The sequence below is a fragment of the Flavobacterium arsenatis genome, assembly GCF_031456785.1.
GTDB classification, from domain to species: Bacteria; Bacteroidota; Bacteroidia; order Flavobacteriales; family Flavobacteriaceae; genus Flavobacterium; species Flavobacterium arsenatis.
The window spans coordinates 298,228-317,511 of the sequence record NZ_JAVDVI010000001.1; the positions used below are offsets into that span (position 1 = coordinate 298,228).

Here is a 19,284-nt window from a genome sequence, read left to right on the forward strand (position 1 = left end):
GAAAGTTAGCAACATACTTCCGCTTGTTTAACCTGAATTTCGATCGCTTGTAGCTCTTTTTTAAAACTATAAAAAGCCTCAAACATCCCATCTTTTTCTTTTTTGAAATGCATACTATCTAGAAATAAATCTTCGTAATATTCGATTCCATTTAAAAGATTAGCTTTGAAATTCTGCCATTTTTTTAATTGTCCGGCAGTTGCCTCAACCGTATTTTTGATTTCTTTTTGCAGATAATCGACATACAATTGCAGTTCTTTTACAAACATATTTGGACGGTTTTCGTTCAGCATCACATTGGCATTGCCATAAATATGTTGTGTCATTTGCAGAAGCGAAATTTCCTTGTCGAAATAGGCCATATTCGGTCCGGGACAAATAACAACGCCTTGAGCTTCGCCTTTTATCTTGATGTGATTTTCTAGGTAGGATGAGTTAGTCAATCCGACACAGAGACAGGCTTTTTGAGTGATTTCGTTTTTCTTTTTCTCGTATAAATCGGTTGAAATCGTCAGCTTTTCTTCTTCCAAAGCTTCTAGTTTCTTCTGTTGAAATTTTCTCGAAGCCGTACAAATTCCCTTTGCATCGTATTCCCGGCTCAAGGCCAAAAACTTCTTCGGACATGAGCTTCCTGCTTTATTTTCGGTAATTCGGTGTTGCTTTATGGCTTCGTTAGTCGTGCCTTTTATCGTGTTAAACGGAATTCCAAGTGGCGAAATATGACTCAAGTACAAGTCTTTTTCTTCGGCTTTCGCCAATAAATCGCGGGTTTGCTTGTCGACACAAGTCGCTTCGGGAACCAGCAAGAAAGGCGAACCCCATCCAACAGAATCAACTTTATACTGTTCTAATAAAAAAGAATGTTCTTCGGCAGTTCCAACGCCACCTTGAACGGTTATCTTCAGATGTAAAGGTTGAGCTGGAACTGGAAGACCTTTCTGTTCAAGGGCTTTTACCATCAATTGATGAGCTCCTGAAACCAGTTCTTCTTTCTTGTTTTTGAATTCTTCCATAATCGGACCCAAAAGAAAACCATCGGTTGCAAAGGCGTGACCTCCACAATTCAGACCCGATTCAATCCTATATTCCGAAACCCAAAGTCCTTTTTTCGCCAAAAAATTCCCCTGAATCATAGCCGAACGAAAATCGCTCACTTTCAAGATGATTTTCTTTTTGAGGACATTATTTTCATCTGGAAAGAAATCTGGAAAGTTTTCAAAATAGCTGTACAACCTCGGATTCATTCCTGCCGAAAGTACCACGGAAGAATTCAGATTACTTTTTGCGAAACCACGAAGAGCCGAATGGGCATCGTTGAACTCAACAGGCAAAGCTTCGTTTTTGATGAAGTTTTCCTTATCGACTTTCGTCATAATGTTCACATCGATTTCGCCTGGCGTTAGGTAATTTTCGAGATAATGCAACACCTGTTCTTTTACCAAAGTGCCTTCCTCTATAAAATTTTTCAATCCTTTTTTTATAGCAGATTGATTCGGAAGCATTGCCATAAAATCAGAAATTGCCTGTTTGCTTTCGGAAAGTTCATTTTTAAAATGCTCGAATTTTTCCTTTACGATTTTATCGACAAGATTTAAATAGGAAGTAATTCTTTCGGCTCGATAATCATGGATTTTCTGAGTAATTTCCTGATACGGTAAGTCGAATTTCTTGCTGTAAAAAGCATTCATCTTTTCGATAAGTTCATCATCCACAATCGAGATGACGGATGAAATTCCGAATTGGGCCACCCGAATCGGACTGTCAATCGTATAGGCAAGTCCCATCACGGGAATATGAAAAGTGTGTAACGGTGTGTTTGCAGTCATAATTTAAAATTGAATAACTGCAAATATTAGATTTGGAAACGGGATAAAATATGATAAAAATCATATCGAAGAAGGTGCGGTTTAGGATAAAATTCGTTTCTCCATTATCTCTTTTTCATTAATCAAATAAATATAATGGAACATGCTCCAGGCCGCGACAGCCCCGAAAACATGCCATAGGAAATGGGTTCCGAAGTCGAGCCAATCCCATCGATCGGCAATTCTGAAAAACAATGCCACTACAAAAGAGAATAATCCCAAACCAACCCAGATGCCATTTTTAAATTTGGTGTAAGCCAAAAAAGCAAGCACCGGAAACAGCACCAACGCTCCAAGAATTCCGTAATTAATATTGATAAAAAGATTGGCATCGATTTCATGTCGCAGGTAAAATGTTAGTCCGATATAGACGAACACTACTCCTATTGCAAAATACCATTTTGTGATTTTTGCCAAAAAATAAACTCCAGCAGAGATACAGATTAGTGCAATCGGGAGCCAATCCATCATGATAAAAAAACTCCATTGGCGTAATCCGTGGTAAATTGTTCCGCCAATTCCGCCGATATACAATAAAAAAACACAAGCCGACAAAAAAAGATGTTGTCTGAATTGTCCTTTCAATTTAAACGTCCAATAAACTGCCAAAAACAGAAAGAAAATCGAAGTAATGGCGTTTAGTGGTTCTGGAAAAATATATCCCATATTGGTTTCGGTATACGGCAAGCCTCCATCTGGCGGAGTAACATTTAAAAGCATATTGATTGGGTTAGGTATTTTATAAAATTACGAAAATTGTGTTCTGGTGGTTCGGATTTAGTAAAAATTTATAAAATGAATCTTCCATTCTTGTAAATCCTTACTTTCCTATTGCATCCTAAATACCTATATTTGCACTCACAACAACACAACAACAATGAATTACTTTTCTTCCGATTTCAAACTCGGTATTTTAGGCGGAGGCCAATTGGGCAAAATGCTCTTGGCAGATACCCGAAAATTCGATATCCAAACCTATGTTTTAGACCCAAGCCCAGAAGCACCAAGCCGAATGGCGTGCAACAAATTCTTTCAGGGAAGCCTGATGGATTTTGATACGGTATATAATTTCGGAAAGCAAGTTGATGTTTTGACTTTCGAAATTGAACTTGTAAACCTAGAAGCTTTAGAGAAATTAGAAAAGGAAGGTGTCAAGGTTTATCCTTCTCCCTCAACCCTTCGTGGCATCCAAAACAAAGGAAGACAGAAAGCTTTTTATAAGGATAATAACATCCCGACTTCTAATTTCAGATTGTTTGAAAACCTGAAAACGTTGGTTTTGCATTGTCTGGAAGGAAAAATTCCGTTGCCATTTGTATGGAAAAGCACCGAATTTGGGTATGATGGAAATGGCGTAAAAGTCGTTCGTTCGGTAATAGATTTGGAAAATCTTCCAGATGTGGAATGTATTGCAGAAGATATGGTGCCGTTTAAAAATGAATTGGCCGTTATTGTTGTTCGAAATCCAAAAGGCGACATCAAGACCTATCCTGTTGTGGAAATGGAATTTCATCCAGAAGCTAATCAGGTGGAATATGTGATTTGTCCTGCTAGAATCGACGATGCCGTTGCGGTAAAAGCACGAGCAATTGCACTTGAAGTTTCGGAAAAATTCAATCACGTTGGACTTTTGGCTGTGGAAATGTTTCAAACCGAGGATGATCAAATCTTGGTAAATGAAGTCGCTCCAAGACCACACAATTCTGGACATTACTCTATTGAAGCTAGTTATACTTCGCAATTTGAAAACCATTTGAGAGCGATTCTAGATTTACCTTTAGGAAATACCGATAGCAAAGTGGCCGGAATTATGGTCAATTTGGTTGGAGCCGAAGGTTTTTCTGGCGATGTGGTTTATGAAAATATCGAAAAAATATTGGCAATTGATGGCGTGACGCCTCATATTTATGGCAAACGTGAAACAAGACCGTTTAGAAAAATGGGACATGTTACAATTGTGGATGAGGATATTGTTAAGGCTAGGAAAATTGCTGAGGAAGTGAAAGGATTAATTAGAGTGGTGAGTGGGCAGTGATCAGTTTTTAGTAACCGTTAGCAACTTTAAAAAAGCTATTGTTTTTTAATTAAATTTGTAAAAACTCAACAAATGAAAATTTCGAAATTACATATAGACCAATTTAGGCATTTAGAAAATCTTAAATTTGATTTTACATATCCTGAAGATTTCCATATTGAAGAAAAAAGAGGAAAACCTTTAGACAAAATATGTTTTATTGGACAAAGTGCAAGTGGAAAAACTAGTTTATTGGAGTTGATTAAAGAAACTATATCTCAATTTTATGATTCAAGAATAATAAGTAAAAATAAAATTTTAACTCCTCTTGATTTTAATCATTACAATATTGAATTAGATTTTGAAGCAGACTCTATTATTTACAAGCATAAAAAAGAATTAATTGAAATTGACAATAAAAAATTTAATTTTCACCAAGGAAATTATAATGGTGGTTCAGAAGATGTAATAAATTATAAGAATAAATTATTTTATTTTACTGCAGAAATTCTATCTAAACAAAATATCAAACTTTTTGAAGAAGAAACCGTTATATTAATAGAACGTTATAAAACTTTAAAAGAAAAAATAAAAAATAATTCATATTTTAGATTAACATTCGATGACAAAGTTGAAGATGCTATTTGGATTGGATTATTGGAAGAAAACATAAATTATTTGCAAAAATTTTTACAATTCGCATCTGAATTAATCAATAGCGGTAAAATGCTAGACAGCACATCTCAAAAAAAAGTTGAGAACTGGAAAGACAACAACATTAATCCATTGATAGAATTTTCTAAAAAATTCAATAGTATTTTAGAAAAAATAAATTTGGAAGTCGATTTAGTAAATACTAGAAATATTACTCCATTACATAATAAAATATCAGGGGAAAACATTCCAATACAAAACACAAGTACTGGAACAAAACAACTTCTTCTTACTGCTTTACTTCTGTTTAAACTTGATACAAAAGATTCTATCATTTTAATTGATGAACCTGAGCGTTCCTTATTTCCAGATATTCAAATGGAATTAATGAATTACTATAAAAAAATTGCTCCCAAAGCACAATTTATTGTAGCCACACATTCTCCTTTTATAGCTGCATCTTTTGAGCCAGAAGAGCGTTTTATTCTTTATTTTGATCTGAATGGAAAAGTACAAGTTAGACTAGGAAAATCACCAATTGGGGATGACCCGAATGATATGCTTTACAATGATTTTGGCATTAACTACATTAATAAATATGGTCAAGAGAAATATGAAGAATATTTAAATCTTAAACAAAAGGTCTTTTTTGAAAAGGATGAAAATGTAAAGCAGAAATATGCCGAAGAGTTAGAAAAACTTGGAGAGGAATATAACTTCTAGGGTATGAAAAGAATTATAAAGAATCCTAATTCTGAAATTGTTCTGCAAAATATTATTTATAAAAATGGAAGTAATAACAGATTAAGGTCAATTTTATTACGAGAACAAAAAAACTTCTGTGCTTATACTGAAGAATATATTGGCATTAATGATGCAGTTGACATCGAACATTTTAATCCAGGTCTGAAATACACTGCAAATGATTCTTATGAAAATTGGTTTATGGTCAAACATAAACCTAACAATGCCAAAAGAACACAATGGATTGAACCAATTTTATATCCAACAGATGAAAATCTTGAAGAACGATTAATTTATTCTGATGGTTTTTTTCTACATAAACCCGAAGATACGGAAGCAAAAAACTTAATAGATTTATTAAATCTAAATGATGAAATCTTTGTTAAAAACAGAAAAAAATATATTGAAAGAAGAAAAGAGATGATTATCAGTAGAGGTTTTCAAGGAAACGAAAAAGCTTATTTTGAAGAATTAATCAATTTAGAAATCGATTATATAAAATACCTTCGAGCAATTCAAGAAGAATTTAATATTGATATTTGGAATATGATTCCACACTAATTAACTAAAAAAATGAACAAAGTAGCCATAATAATGGGATCCATCTCAGACATGCCCGTCATGCAGGATGCCATCGACATATTAAAAGAATTCGGAATCGAAACAGAAGTGGATATCGTTTCAGCTCACAGGACTCCAGAAAAGCTTTTTGATTTTAGTATGAATGCCCACAAAAGAGGGATTTCGGTTGTGATTGCCGGAGCTGGTGGAGCTGCACATTTACCAGGAATGGTCGCTTCAATGTCGCCACTTCCCGTGATTGGCGTTCCAGTAAAATCGAGCAATTCTATTGATGGATGGGATAGCGTCTTGTCTATTCTACAAATGCCGGGTGGTGTTCCCGTTGCAACTGTTGCCTTGAATGGCGCAAAAAACGCTGGAATTTTAGCAGCACAAATTATCGGAAGTTCTGATAAAACTGTACAAGAAAAAATGATTGCTTACAAAGAAGGTTTGAAAGCAGCTGTTATCAAAGCTTCGGAAGGTTTAAAATAATTTTTTAACCGCAAAGTTCGCAAAGAAATTTCGCAAAGGACACAAAGCTTTGCGAACCTTGCGTCAAACCTTTGCGAACTTTGCGGTTAAATTTTTAAATACTTATTCTGCAACGTTAAAAACATCCTCAAATTCAGAAGCCTTAATATCCTCTCTACTAATCCAATATTCCGAAGTCGTGAGTTTAAAATTCACATTGTCTTCACTTTCTAAATACCAAACAATACCTTCCGCATCTGAAAATGGAACTTCTTGGTTCAATGGAGCTTCAAACAATCTTTTGATCAAATTACTTCCAGAAAATCCATCTTTCAATAAAACCAACGCCATTTCTTTTGTAATTTTTGTTTCTTCTTTGGCATCAATCGCTTCGAAAGAACAATCAATTATCGAGGCTTTTGCATTTGGAAAAGTGCCATTGTAAGCTTTAAAAAGCAATTGGTTGACGTGAAATAACTTGGCATGCAATGCAATAACCGGATATTCCTCACATACTTTATCCAACAGCATATCGTTTGAGATTTGGTCGATTTGTCCTTCTGTTAAATCTTCTGAAAGTTTATATTCTAAAAGAATTCTTGCCGCATCTTTGGGTTCAAAATCTGAAATGGCCATCTTTAGATATTCCAAAAGATTTTCTGGTTTTATACTTTGTGCATCTGGAAACTCAAACTTTTCCAACAGATAGACATAATCTTCATTTGTCCAGTAATTCGCTATTTCGTCAACAATTTCAATATTCTGAATCTCTACTTTATATTTCATGATATTCTCTTTTTTGACAAGTTAAGGCTTATAAAAGTGAAAAGCCATTAAATAACATTTCTATAACTATTGACTTAACCTTTTCACAACAACCTTTCAAATTACTTCTCTATTTCATACTTTTGAAAGCAGTAATAAAAACTTAATCGTTACAACTATATGTCAGTTCTACTACAAAAATTTACCACAAAACACGATACAGCTCCTTTTTCTCAAATAAAAACCGAAGAGTATCTTCCCGCTTTTAAAGAAGGAATTGCAAATGCCAAGGCCGAAATAGATGCCATTGTAAACAATCCAGAAGCTCCAACTTTTGAAAACACCATCGAAGCAATGGCTTTTAGTGGTGCGACTTTGGATCGAATTTCAAGCATCTTTTTCAACCTTCATTCGGCTGAAACAAATGATGAATTGCAACAGATTGCACAGGAAGTTTCGCCATTGCTTTCTGAATTTGGGAATGATGTCCGTTTGAATGCTGATTTATTTAATAGAGTAAAAACCGTTTATGATTCGAAATCTACTTTAGATTTAACTCCAGAACAAATTACTTTATTGGATAAAAAATACAAGAGCTTTTCTAGAAACGGAGCCAATTTATCCGAAGAAAAGAAAAATCAATTGCGAGAAATTGATAAGGAATTATCGAAGATAAGCCTTGAATTTGGAGAAAACGTTTTGGCCGAAACCCATGCCTTTCAATTACATATCACAGATGAAAAAGACCTTTCGGGCTTACCAGAAGGAACGATTGAGGCGGCAAAGGAAATTGCCCAAAGCCAAGAAAAAGAAGGCTGGGTTTTCACTTTGGATTATCCAAGTTATGTTCCGTTTTTGACCTATGCAGATAATCGCGAATTGCGTAAAAAAATGGCGATTGCCTTTGGAGCAAAAGGGTTCCAGAAAAATGAACACGACAACGAGCAAATTGTTCTGGACATTGCACGATTGCGTTTTGAACGTGCAAAGTTGTTAGGCTATGCATCTCATGCACATTTTGTCTTGGAAGAAAGAATGGCTGAAAATCCAGAAAAAGTAACGACTTTCCTGAATGATTTATTAGAAAAAGCAAAACCAGCAGCTCAGAAAGAATTTGAACAATTGACTCAATTTGCAAAAGATTTGGACGGAATTGAAACGCTGGAAAAATGGGATGGAGCTTATTATTCAGAAAAATTAAAACAGCAATTATTTAATTTGGATGATGAAAAACTGAAGCCCTATTTTAAACTTGAAAATGTTTTGGAAGGAGCTTTCACGGTTTCCAATCGGTTGTTTGGATTAACTTTCGTGGAAGTGAACGACATCGAAAAATACCATCCAGATGTAAAAACTTATGAAGTGAAAGACATCAAGGGCGACTTGGTTTCGATTTTTTATGCTGATTTCTTTCCTAGAAAAGGCAAACGAAATGGCGCTTGGATGACTTCCTATAAATCGCAATATGTTTTGGGTGGAAATAACGAACGTCCTCATGTTTCGATTGTTTGTAATTTTACAAAACCAACAGAGACAAAACCTTCCTTACTGACTTTCAACGAAGTAACCACTTTGTTCCACGAATTTGGTCACGCTTTACACGGAATGTTAGCCGACACGGTTTATCCAAGTTTGTCAGGAACAAGCGTTTATTGGGATTTTGTGGAATTACCAAGTCAGATTTTCGAAAATTGGTGTTATGAGCCAGAAGCTTTGGCTTTGTTTGCCCATCATTATGAAACGGGAGAAGTGATTCCAATCGAATACATCCAAAAAATTAAGGAAAGTGCGAGTTTCCAAGAAGGTTTGGCAACAATGCGACAGTTGAGTTTTGGATTGCTGGATATGGGTTGGCACGGACAAGATCCAACGGGAATTACTTCAATCAAGGATTTTGAAACCGAGCAATTTGCTTCCACAAAATTATATCCAGATGTAAAGGAAAACGCGATGAGTACTTCATTTTCGCACATATTTCAAGGGGGTTATTCTTCGGGCTATTACAGTTATAAATGGGCCGAAGTTTTGGATGCCGATGCTTTTGAATATTTTAAAGAGCAAGGCATTTTCAATTCAGGAGTTGCCCAAAAATTCAAGGAAAACATCCTTTCAAAAGGTGGAACCGAACATCCTATGGTTTTATACAAACGCTTTCGCGGAAGTGAACCTAAACCGGATGCTTTGTTGAAAAGGGCGGGGTTGGTTTAATATAATGATTTCAAATAACCCTGTCAGAGTTTTAAACTCTGACAGGGTTTCATTTCTTTAACAATCAATAAGCTTGATCCAAAACCTCTTCATGTTTCACGATATAACTCAAAGCTTCTTTTACAACTTCATTTAGATTCAGACCTTTTTTAGAAGCCAAAATAGCCGTTTTTTGGTGCAACTCTTGTGAAATCCTAACATTAAACGAACCTTTAAAAACCTTATCTGGATTTTTATTTAATGCTTTGCAGGTTTCCAAATAATCGGTTACAGCATCTTCAAAAGAAGTTGCCAGCTCTTCGACAGAAGTGCCTTCAAAAGTAACAAGATCCGTTATTCCCTGAATTTTTCCAAAGAAAATCTTGTCATCTGCAGAAAATTCCACCGTTCCGATATAACCTTTATGTTCTAAATAATTTTTCATCTTTTATAAATTTAAAAAATCAATAATAATATCCAACTGATATAATTTCAAGACTTTTTGTGGATGTGGCTCGTGCAAGCTTATAACCTGTTTTTCACTATTAACGAATTTTCGTCTTGAACCACCCGTTTTTCCTTGAGCCATTTGTTCAAAACCAAAATGCTTTAACACCTTGAGCATTTCATCCCAAGTAAAATCCTTCGGTCGTGCTTTTAATTTCTCTATCAGCTTTTCAACTTTACTCATACAAATATACTATTTATTTTTATTGCAACTAAAATATAGTTGCAATAAAATTCTTGTTTTAATAAAGATATTATTATTATCAACTTAAGAAAAATTATAATCGAAAATAAACTTTCAATTATTTTTGAAAGTTTAAAAATAAAGTCATATCTTTGAACCATGGAATTCAAGGAAGCAAAAAATAAATTCATTCAAACCTGGGGAGCTTTAGGTTCTCAATGGGGAATTAACAAGACGATGGCACAAATCCACGCCTTGTTAATGGTGTCGCCAGAACCACTTTCTATGGAAGACATTATGGAAGAATTGTTGATTTCCCGAGGAAACGCGAGTATGAATTTACGTGCGTTAATGGATTGGGGAATCGTTTACAAAGAATACAAATCGGGCGAACGAAAAGAGTTTTTTACTGCCGAAAAAGACTTGGATGAATTGGCCGTGAAAATTGCACAGGAAAGAAGTAAAAGAGAAATCAAGCCTGCTCTGAAAGTTTTGAAAGACGTTTCTTCAATTGACAAAACCAAATCTGCCGAAACAAAGCATTTTGTAGAACAGACTTCAAAATTATATGATTTCGTCTTGAAAGCCGACAATATGCTTGACAAGGTTACCGAATTTAAAGACAATTGGATTGGTCGTTTGGTTATGAAGATTATGAAATAGTTTTTATATTCAATTAAAAATAAATATTTGAAAACTATGAGACCAATGAAAAATAATATCAACCTTCGTATTAAATAGAAATAAAAAAATTTAACCAAAAGTTTCAATTTTTTCTGAAAGTTTAAAAATTTATAGATTATGAAAAGTATAAATATGCTAAATTACGTTATGATGGCTATACCGGTTTTACTCGGTTTAGCAGGGATTTTAGATGAGAGTTTCTATGCTTATGCTTTATTTTCTTTAATCCCCTTGGGAATATTTCAAGTTGGAGTTGCTTTAACGTATAATTCTGATTTAAAGGAAAACATCCATTTTAAAATTTATGGTTTTTCTGTAATTCTTTTTTTCTTCATGGCTTTTACAGCTGGTTTTTGGTGGGATTTTGCCGAACCTTATGGTGGCATAGTTTATTGTATGCCTCCCATTTTGGCCATTTACTTTACAATCATACTTCATAAAAAACAATAACTATTATGAATTTCTTAATCGCACAATGGAAAAACCTAGCATTAATCAATTACGAAATTGATGCTGAAATAGTAGAAAAATTTATTCCAACAGGAACAGAAATAGACACTTGGAACGGCAAATGTTATGTGAGCTTGGTTGGTTTTATGTTTAAAAATGTAAAATTATTGGGAATAAAAATTCCATTTCACGTTAATTTTGAAGAAGTAAACCTTCGTTTTTATGTTAAAAGATGGGAAGAAAACCAATGGAAACGCGGTGTTGTTTTTGTTAAAGAAATTGTGCCGAAACGAGCTTTAACATTTGTTGCAAATACTATTTATAAAGAGCATTATCAAACGCTACCTATGAAACATTCAGTTACAGAAAATCAAAGTTCAACTGATTTTGTTTATCAATGGAAAACTAAAGATAAATGGAATACTATTTTGGTTGAGACAGAAAAAAAAGCAATTGAAATTGAAGCAAATTCAGAAGCTGAATTTATAACCGAACATTATTTTGGCTACACAAAAGTGAACAACGAAATCACTTTTGAGTATGAAGTGAAACATCCTAGATGGAAACAATTCGAAGTTATAAACTTTCAAGTTGATGTAGATTTTGAAGGTGTTTATGGAAATGAATTCGGATTCCTAAAAAATCAAAAGCCAGTTTCTGTAATGTTGGCAATTGGTTCTGAAATAAGTGTCGGAAATAAAAAAAGACTAGAATATGAAAACGCTTAACAACCAAACCTTACTCTACGACGAAGATTGTCCGCTTTGCAGTCTCTACACAACTGGTTTTATAAAAGCTGGAATGCTGGACGAAAACGGAAAGAAACCTTTTTCATGCTTGACAAATGAAGAACAAATCTTTATCGACATCAAAAAAGCTTCAAACGAAATTGCCTTGGTCGATAATAAAAATAAAACCGTGACTTATGGAATTGATAGTTTGCTGAAAGTAATTGGAAATTCTTTTCCTTGGATGGAAAAAATCGGAACTATTGCCCCAATAAAATTCTTTCTAAAAAAACTATATTCTTTTATTTCTTATAATCGAAAAGTGATTATTCCGAATAAAAAAGAAAATGGAAAAGCTTTGCAATGTGTTCCAAGTTTCAATTACAAATACAGAATTTTATATATTGTTTTTGCGACATTCATGACAGCTTTAACGCTTTATAATTTTTCAGCATTACTTCCAAATTTACCAAATGGAAACTTTAGTAGGGAATTGATTTTAGCCTTTGGGCAAATTGTTTTTCAAGGTCTATTTCTACTAAAATTTGATAGTAAAACAATTTTGAATTATACAGGAAACTTAATGACCGTTTCATTATTCGGTTCTTTGATTCTCACTCCTATTTTAATTCTGAATCAATTCCTCAACATTCCAGAAATTATAGTTTTAAGTTGGTTTGGAATTACGGTCTTCATAATGTTTATGGAACATTTTAGAAGAATAAGACTCTTGGAACTTCCATTTTATCTTTCTTATACTTGGGTAATTTATCGAATAATTGCCTTAACTATCATCTTAAGTTTATAAAATAATTAGCCACAGATTAAAAGGATTAGAATGATTTCCAACATTAAAAAAAATCCTTTCGAATTCTTTTAATCTGTGGCAAAAAAAGTAAAACCATGAAAAAGCTAATCATCGTTGCAGGAACTGGATTTTTAGGTCAAGTTTTAGTGAATCATTTCAAGGATAAATTTGAAGAAATAATAATCCTGACAAGAGGAAATTCTGAAACAAAAGACGGAATCCTATATGTAAAATGGAACGCCAAAACTTTTACAGGCTGGGAAAAAAAATTGGAAAACACTGATTTGCTCATCAATCTGGCAGGAAAATCTGTGGATTGCAGATATACAGAAGCCAACAAAAAAGAAATTTTAGACTCTAGAATTGAAAGTACGAGGATTTTGAATCTTGCCGTTTTAAATTGTCAAAACCCTCCAAAACATTGGATGAATTCTTCTACATCAACAATATACAGACATTCTCTAGACAAGCAAATGGATGAAGTTGATGGTGAAATTGGCGATGACTTTTCTATGAATATTGCCAAATCTTGGGAGAAAACGTTCTTTGAAACCGAAACTCCATACACAAAGAAAACAGCTTTAAGAACTTCAATTGTGTTGGGCAAAAACGGAGGAGCTTTTCTTCCGCTTAAAAATTTGACAAGGCTAGGTTTTGGTGGAAAACAAGGAAAAGGGAACCAATTCATCAGTTGGATTCACGAAAAAGATTTTGCCAGAGCTGTAGAGTTTATCTACGAAAAAGAAATGACGGGAGTTGCAAATATCGTATCTCCAAAACCCATTCGAAATGCATTATTTATGCAGACGCTTCGCAAAAGTTTAGGTGTTCCCACAGGAATTCCGATCGGTGAAAAGCTATTGAAATTGGGAGCAAAAATCATCGGAACCGAAACAGAATTGGTTTTGAAAAGTAGAAATGTAATTCCGAAAAGATTGGTCGAAAGCGATTTTGAATTTGAATTTAGAACATTGGAGAAAGCTTTAGAAAATCTAAAATAAAATTGTATGAACTTCAATATCCTCGGCTATTTTATTTTCCTACTCATCACAACTTACATCATTATAATAGTTGGAAAAATATGCTATCGAAACGGAAATATTTTTGTTTTAGAACTAATTCCTGACCACGAAGAATTGTGTCAGCAAATCAACAAAATGTTATTGATTGCCTACTACCTTATCAATATAGGTTACTGTGCAATGACATTGATCAGTTGGTCGACCATCACAAATTTTACTGAATTAATTGCTGTCATTTCTTCAAAAACAGCACTAATTGTTGGCATTCTAGCCGTTTTGCATTACTTAAACATTTTTATTCTAACGAATTACGTTCAAAAATTAATTAAATAACTTTTTAAATTCAACCTTATGGAAACTTCAAAAATTTTAATCGGTTACTGCATTTATTTGCCAATTGCCTTATTCTTGACTTACTTTGTCTCTAAAACACTTTTCAAAAACGGAAAGATATTTATGCTGGATATTTTTAGAGGTCGCGAAGAAATTGCAGAAGCAACAAACAGACTTTTCGAAACAGGTTTTTATCTTTTGAACATTGGTTTTGCCCTAATGATTCTAGAAATGAATTTATACCAAGATAATTATCAAGTTTTAATTGAAGCCTTGAGTTATAAAATCGGCGGATTTTCTATCTATCTTGGCGTGATGTTATTCTTTAATTTATATTTCTTCTTTAGAGGAAAAAGAAAAGCGAGAGAAGCACAAACAACGGAACGAATTGTTTTTAAAGCTTAACTACATACATGCAACTCCTTCAGAGTTTTAAACTCTGAAGGAGTTAAATCAACATTATGACAAAAATCCAAATCACAACCTCAATAAACGCTCCGATAGAAATCGTTTTCAACCTTTCGAGAAACATCGACATTCATTTGCTTTCAACCCATCAAACCAATGAAAAAGCAATAGATGGAAGAACTTCGGGATTGATTGAACTCAACGAAACTGTAACTTGGCGAGGCAAACATTTTGGCTTTTATCTCAAACATAAAAGCATCATTCCAGAAATGGATTTCCCAGTTTATTTTGTGGATGAAATGCTGGAAGGAAGCTTTAAATCCTTTCGTCACGAGCATTCATTTAAATTTGAAGATGGACAAACAATTATGACCGATGAAATTTTCTATGAAACACCTTTTGGAATCTTTGGGAATATTTTCGATAAATTAATATTAGAAAAATATATGACTTCTTTCATCAAAAAAAGGAATGCAATCATAAAAGATTTAGCCGAAAAGTAGTTTCCAATCCTGCAAGGTTTTCAAAACCTTGTAGGTCTTATAATTCCTCAAAAAAGCAAAACCTACAAGGTTTTGAAAACCTTGCAGGATAAAAACATTCAAAACAAATAAATCAACAACAACCAAAACATCGGAATACTTTCTACCCAAAAAGAAGTGTAATATTTGGAACGCTTTTCATTTGCAAAAAGCATAAAAAGGGTTGTTACAATTACTAAAATAGCATTTATAAAAAGTTGGTTTGTGTCCAGATTCGTTTTAAAAAATTCTAAAAAATAAAACGGAATCAATAAAATAAGCCCGAGAATTTTGGTCTTCTTCACTCCAATTTTCTGTGGAACAGTCTCCAAAGCAGGATCATCGGTTCTTAAATCGATGATTTCGAAAATTAAAATCAAGGTAATAATTAATAAAAATCGTTGGCAACATTTTAAAATCACATCCGAGAAAACATCGGTTCCAGCATTCATCAAAGGCAATAAAGTCGTAACTCCCGACCAACAAATGGCTACGATATAAATCTTGACACCACTCCAGTTTCTGATATTTTTTTTCTTTGAAAAGACTGGAACGGTGTATAAAAAAGTTAATCCAAAGAAGATGACAGCGGTAATTTGAGTCGCTTTTTCCAAACAAAAAAAGAAATAGGCTGAAGCCAAAAATGAAAAAATACTCAATATTGCAATGGCTTTTAATTCCTTCCACAATGGCTTTTTATTTCTGAAAAAAACTTCATATTTAATAAAATTATATCCGAAGATCGTTCCTAAGAAAGCAAAGCCTGCCATTGGTAAATCAAATGCATTTTGGAACATGTGATTGGTCATCAAAACCAAGGAAAGTACAGCAAGAGCAACATGAATACTTCCGTTGAGATAAAAATCAAATACTTGCCTGATACTCTTCATGTTTACAAAAATAACGAATCCAACAAAAACACTTGTTAAATCTTTAAAAAATCACAAAAATCGCATTATAAAACAGATTAATATTTATTATTTATGAGTAAATTTGTGCCTCAAAAAACAACCCACTTTTTTATATGAAAACAGATGCTTTTGCTTTAAGACATATTGGTCCAAGAGAGAATGATTTACAACACATGTTGCATACGATTGGTGCCGAATCGATAGAGCAATTAATATATGAAACGCTTCCGGACGATATCCGTTTGAAAGCACCTTTGAATCTTGAGCCAGCTTTGACTGAATATGAGTTTTTGAACCACATCCAACAATTAGGAAATAAAAATAAGGTATTCAAATCGTACATCGGTTTGGGATACCACCCAGCAATTGTTCCTGCTGCAATTCAAAGAAATGTTTTTGAAAATCCAGGATGGTACACAGCTTATACTCCATACCAGGCTGAAATTGCACAAGGTCGTCTTGAGGCTTTATTGAATTACCAAACCACGGTTATCGAGCTTTCAGGGATGGAAATTGCAAATGCATCACTTTTGGATGAAGGTACGGCTGCTGCTGAAGCAATGGCGTTACTTTTTGACGTTAGAACAAGAGATCAAAAGAAAAACAACGTAAATAAATTTTTCGTTTCAGAAGAAATTTTGCCACAAACTTTATCCGTTTTGGAAACGCGTTCTACTCCAATCGGGGTTGAATTGGTTGTCGGAAACCACGAAGAGTTTGCCTTTGGAAATGATTTCTTTGGAGCAATACTTCAATATCCTGGGAAATTCGGACAGGTTTACGACTATGCTGGATTTATATCAAAAGCAAAAGCAAATGACATCAAAGTTGCAGTTGCTGCTGATATTTTAAGCTTGGTTCGATTGACTTCTCCTGGAGATTTAGGAGCCGATGTTGTAGTTGGAACTACACAACGTTTCGGAATTCCAATGGGTTACGGAGGTCCTCACGCAGCCTTTTTTGCAACAAAAGAAGAATACAAAAGAAGCATGCCAGGAAGAATTATCGGAGTGACAGTTGATACAAACGGAAATCGTGCACTTCGTATGGCTTTACAGACTCGTGAACAGCATATCAAACGTGAAAAAGCAACTTCAAACATCTGCACAGCACAAGTACTATTGGCTGTTATGGCCGGAATGTATGCAGTTTACCACGGTCCAAAAGGATTGGAATATATTGCTGATAAAGTTCACGCTTCAGCGGTAACTACTGCAGAAGCTTTGAATAAATTAGGCGTTTACCAAACAAATACTGCATTTTTTGACACTATCGTTGTTAAGGCTGATGCTAAAAAAGTAAAAGCAATTGCAGAACAAAACGAAGTTAACTTCTATTATATCGACAACGATACGATTTCGATTTCATTCAACGAAACGACTTCCATTTCAGACATCAATACCATCCTTTCTATTTTTGCGGAAGCAGTAGGAAAAGAAACCGTAAAAGTTTCTGAATTAACAAATCAGACTAATTATCCTGATGCTGTAGCCAGAACAAGCACGTTCTTGACACACGATGTTTTCAACAAACACCATTCGGAAACGGCTTTGATGCGTTACATCAAAATGCTGGAAAGAAAAGATTTGGCCTTGAATCATTCTATGATTTCATTAGGTTCTTGTACGATGAAATTGAATGCTGCTGCAGAAATGTTGCCTTTGAGTATGCCAAATTGGAACAGTATTCACCCATTTGCTCCAATCGAACAAGCAGAAGGTTATCAATTGATGCTAAAAAAATTAGAAGAACAATTGAATGTTGTAACTGGTTTTGCAGGAACAACTTTACAGCCAAATTCTGGTGCTCAAGGCGAATATGCTGGCTTGATGGTTATTCGTGCTTACCACCATTCTCGTGGCGATTTCCACAGAAATGTATGTTTGATTCCAGCTTCGGCTCACGGAACAAATCCCGCTTCGGCAGCTTTAGCAGGAATGCAAATTATCGTAACCAAGACAATGGAAAACGGTAATATCGATGTGGAAGATTTAAGAGCAAAAGCAATCGAGCACAAAGACAACTTGTCTTGCTTGATGGTAACTTATCCTTCTACTCACGGTGTTTACGAAGCTTCAATTATTGAAATTACAAAATTAATCCACGAAAATGGTGGACAAGTTTATATGGATGGTGCCAATATGAACGCCCAAGTTGGATTGACAAATCCAGCTACAATTGGAGCTGACGTTTGCCACCTGAACCTGCACAAGACATTCGCAATTCCTCACGGAGGTGGCGGGCCAGGTGTTGGACCAATCTGTGTTGCGGCACATTTAGTTCCATTTTTACCAACTAATCCAATTATTCCAACTGGAGGAGAAAACGCAATCTCTGCCATTTCTGCAGCGCCTTGGGGCTCTGCTTTGGTTTGCTTGATTTCTTATGGATACATCACGATGCTTGGTGCAGAAGGTTTAACCGATGCAACTAGATATGCTATCTTAAATGCAAATTACATCAAGGCAAGATTGACAGGTCATTACGACACTTTATATTCAGGGGAAATGGGCCGTGCGGCTCACGAAATGATCATCGAATGCCGTCCGTTTAAAGAAAAAGGAATTGAGGTTACCGATATTGCAAAACGTTTGATGGATTATGGTTTCCACGCTCCAACGGTATCTTTCCCTGTTGCTGGAACCTTGATGATTGAGCCAACTGAAAGCGAAAACTTGGAAGAATTAGACCGTTTCTGTGATGCGATGATTTCCATCAGAAAAGAAATTGAAGCCGCTACTTCTGAAAACAAAAACAATGTCTTGAAAAATGCTCCTCATACTTTGGCAATGTTGACAACTGACAATTGGGATTTCCCTTACACCAGAGAAGCTGCAGCATTTCCTTTGGAATACATTTCAGACAACAAATTCTGGCCATCAGTTAGAAGAGTTGACGATGCTTATGGAGACCGAAACTTGATTTGTTCTTGTGCTCCAATCGAAGCCTACATGGAAAATTAATTGTTATCTTTTTTATAAATTAAAGAATCTAACCCTTTCAGAGTTTTAACTCTGAAAGGGTTTTCATCAATAAACAGTATATGAAAGATATTGAAAACAACGACGACCTTTATCGTCTGGTAGACGAATTTTATAAAAAATTGCTTTCCGATTCTTCAATAAGCTACATTTTTACCGATGTTGTTAAGCTCAATCTGGAAGAACATTTGCCGATTCTGGTCACTTTTTGGTCACAATCACTCTTTAATACTGGTGGATATTTCAATAATCTGACGCAAATTCATTTAGATATCAGCAAAAAGGAATATTTAACACCTGAATTGTTTAAAATTTGGCTCTACCATTTCAACACAACTGTAAATGAATTATTTACAGGGTCGAATGCTGAAAAAATAAAGACTCAAGCCTTAAATATTGCAACAGTGCTTGAAATAAAAACACGGCAAGAGAAGAAATAAATTGCATTATTGTTAATTTTTTTAACATTTTTTAACGATTTCA

Annotated in this window: 21 protein-coding genes; 15 read left to right on the top strand and 6 right to left on the bottom strand. The window is 34.5% G+C overall.

Going from position 1 to position 19,284, the window contains the following annotated elements; all coding sequences use genetic code 11:
- Positions 1-5: 5 nt before the first annotated feature.
- Both J2X31_RS01290 and J2X31_RS01295 read right to left on the bottom strand, forming a co-directional pair.
- A complete protein-coding gene (locus J2X31_RS01290; RefSeq protein ID WP_310023757.1) occupies positions 6-1,826 on the bottom strand; it encodes a hypothetical protein in 1,821 nt (606 codons plus the stop codon).
- An 81-nt stretch (positions 1,827-1,907) separates the two neighbouring features.
- Positions 1,908-2,585 carry a hypothetical protein gene (locus tag J2X31_RS01295; RefSeq protein ID WP_310023760.1) on the bottom strand — a complete coding sequence of 226 codons (678 nt, stop codon included), beginning with the start codon at positions 2,583-2,585 and terminating at the stop codon, positions 1,908-1,910.
- Between the two features lie 157 nt (positions 2,586-2,742).
- Here J2X31_RS01295 and J2X31_RS01300 point away from each other — a divergent pair, with 157 nt between their 5' ends.
- The 4 genes from J2X31_RS01300 (at position 2,743) to purE (ending at position 6,333) form a co-directional block, all read left to right on the top strand.
- A complete protein-coding gene (locus tag J2X31_RS01300) occupies positions 2,743-3,900 on the top strand; it encodes a 5-(carboxyamino)imidazole ribonucleotide synthase (RefSeq protein WP_310023761.1) in 1,158 nt (385 codons plus the stop codon).
- Between the two features lie 72 nt (positions 3,901-3,972).
- Positions 3,973-5,256, top strand: a complete 1,284-nt coding sequence (locus tag J2X31_RS01305) for an AAA family ATPase (protein ID WP_310023764.1) — start codon at positions 3,973-3,975, stop codon at positions 5,254-5,256.
- Positions 5,257-5,259: 3 nt separating this feature from the next.
- Positions 5,260-5,838 carry an HNH endonuclease domain-containing protein gene (locus J2X31_RS01310; protein ID WP_310023765.1) on the top strand — a complete coding sequence of 193 codons (579 nt, stop codon included), beginning with the start codon at positions 5,260-5,262 and terminating at the stop codon, positions 5,836-5,838.
- Between the two features lie 12 nt (positions 5,839-5,850).
- The gene (gene purE / locus J2X31_RS01315; protein ID WP_310023766.1) at positions 5,851-6,333 is read left to right on the top strand and encodes a 5-(carboxyamino)imidazole ribonucleotide mutase; all 483 of its coding nucleotides are present in this window, start codon (positions 5,851-5,853) and stop codon (positions 6,331-6,333) included.
- Positions 6,334-6,435: 102 nt separating this feature from the next.
- Here purE and J2X31_RS01320 read toward each other — a convergent pair whose 3' ends face one another.
- Positions 6,436-7,098: a hypothetical protein gene (locus tag J2X31_RS01320; RefSeq protein WP_310023768.1), complete on the bottom strand. Its 663-nt coding sequence runs from the start codon at positions 7,096-7,098 to the stop codon at positions 6,436-6,438.
- Positions 7,099-7,257: 159 nt separating this feature from the next.
- On the opposite strand from J2X31_RS01320, the gene J2X31_RS01325 reads away from it, so the two are divergent.
- The gene (locus J2X31_RS01325; RefSeq protein WP_310023770.1) at positions 7,258-9,285 is read left to right on the top strand and encodes a M3 family metallopeptidase; all 2,028 of its coding nucleotides are present in this window, start codon (positions 7,258-7,260) and stop codon (positions 9,283-9,285) included.
- A gap of 64 nt (positions 9,286-9,349) precedes the next feature.
- Here the strand turns inward: J2X31_RS01325 and J2X31_RS01330 are convergent, their stop codons facing one another.
- A complete protein-coding gene (locus tag J2X31_RS01330) occupies positions 9,350-9,709 on the bottom strand; it encodes a type II toxin-antitoxin system HicB family antitoxin (protein WP_310023772.1) in 360 nt (119 codons plus the stop codon).
- Positions 9,710-9,712: 3 nt separating this feature from the next.
- A complete protein-coding gene (locus tag J2X31_RS01335; protein ID WP_310023773.1) occupies positions 9,713-9,955 on the bottom strand; it encodes a type II toxin-antitoxin system HicA family toxin in 243 nt (80 codons plus the stop codon).
- Between the two features lie 159 nt (positions 9,956-10,114).
- Here J2X31_RS01335 and J2X31_RS01340 point away from each other — a divergent pair, with 159 nt between their 5' ends.
- From J2X31_RS01340 to J2X31_RS01375, 8 genes are all read left to right on the top strand, one after another.
- Positions 10,115-10,618, top strand: a complete 504-nt coding sequence (locus J2X31_RS01340) for a GbsR/MarR family transcriptional regulator (RefSeq protein ID WP_310023775.1) — start codon at positions 10,115-10,117, stop codon at positions 10,616-10,618.
- Positions 10,619-10,756: 138 nt separating this feature from the next.
- Complete coding sequence (locus tag J2X31_RS01345; protein WP_310023776.1) at positions 10,757-11,089, top strand: hypothetical protein; 333 nt, start codon at positions 10,757-10,759, stop codon at positions 11,087-11,089.
- Positions 11,090-11,094: 5 nt separating this feature from the next.
- Positions 11,095-11,817 (top strand): YqjF family protein, encoded by a 723-nt coding sequence (locus tag J2X31_RS01350; RefSeq protein ID WP_310023778.1) that lies wholly within the window; start codon positions 11,095-11,097, stop codon positions 11,815-11,817.
- On the top strand, positions 11,804-12,625 hold the full coding sequence (locus J2X31_RS01355; protein ID WP_310023779.1) for a thiol-disulfide oxidoreductase DCC family protein: 822 nt from the start codon (positions 11,804-11,806) through the stop codon (positions 12,623-12,625). The genes J2X31_RS01350 and J2X31_RS01355 overlap by 14 nt, the downstream gene beginning before the upstream one ends.
- Positions 12,626-12,720: 95 nt before the next feature.
- Positions 12,721-13,626, top strand: a complete 906-nt coding sequence (locus tag J2X31_RS01360; RefSeq protein ID WP_310023780.1) for a TIGR01777 family oxidoreductase — start codon at positions 12,721-12,723, stop codon at positions 13,624-13,626.
- Positions 13,627-13,632: 6 nt separating this feature from the next.
- Positions 13,633-13,980, top strand: a complete 348-nt coding sequence (locus tag J2X31_RS01365) for a hypothetical protein (protein ID WP_310023781.1) — start codon at positions 13,633-13,635, stop codon at positions 13,978-13,980.
- Between the two features lie 18 nt (positions 13,981-13,998).
- On the top strand, positions 13,999-14,385 hold the full coding sequence (locus J2X31_RS01370; protein ID WP_310023783.1) for a hypothetical protein: 387 nt from the start codon (positions 13,999-14,001) through the stop codon (positions 14,383-14,385).
- A 56-nt stretch (positions 14,386-14,441) separates the two neighbouring features.
- On the top strand, positions 14,442-14,891 hold the full coding sequence (locus tag J2X31_RS01375) for an SRPBCC family protein (RefSeq protein ID WP_310023786.1): 450 nt from the start codon (positions 14,442-14,444) through the stop codon (positions 14,889-14,891).
- A gap of 98 nt (positions 14,892-14,989) precedes the next feature.
- Here the strand turns inward: J2X31_RS01375 and J2X31_RS01380 are convergent, their stop codons facing one another.
- Positions 14,990-15,799 carry a hypothetical protein gene (locus J2X31_RS01380; protein ID WP_310023787.1) on the bottom strand — a complete coding sequence of 270 codons (810 nt, stop codon included), beginning with the start codon at positions 15,797-15,799 and terminating at the stop codon, positions 14,990-14,992.
- A gap of 134 nt (positions 15,800-15,933) precedes the next feature.
- On the opposite strand from J2X31_RS01380, the gene gcvP reads away from it, so the two are divergent.
- Entirely contained in the window at positions 15,934-18,783 is a 2,850-nt protein-coding gene (gcvP, locus tag J2X31_RS01385) for an aminomethyl-transferring glycine dehydrogenase (RefSeq protein WP_310023789.1), read from the top strand.
- 80 nt (positions 18,784-18,863) lie between these two features.
- Complete coding sequence (locus J2X31_RS01390) at positions 18,864-19,241, top strand: group III truncated hemoglobin (protein ID WP_310023790.1); 378 nt, start codon at positions 18,864-18,866, stop codon at positions 19,239-19,241.
- Positions 19,242-19,284: the final 43 nt, after the last annotated feature.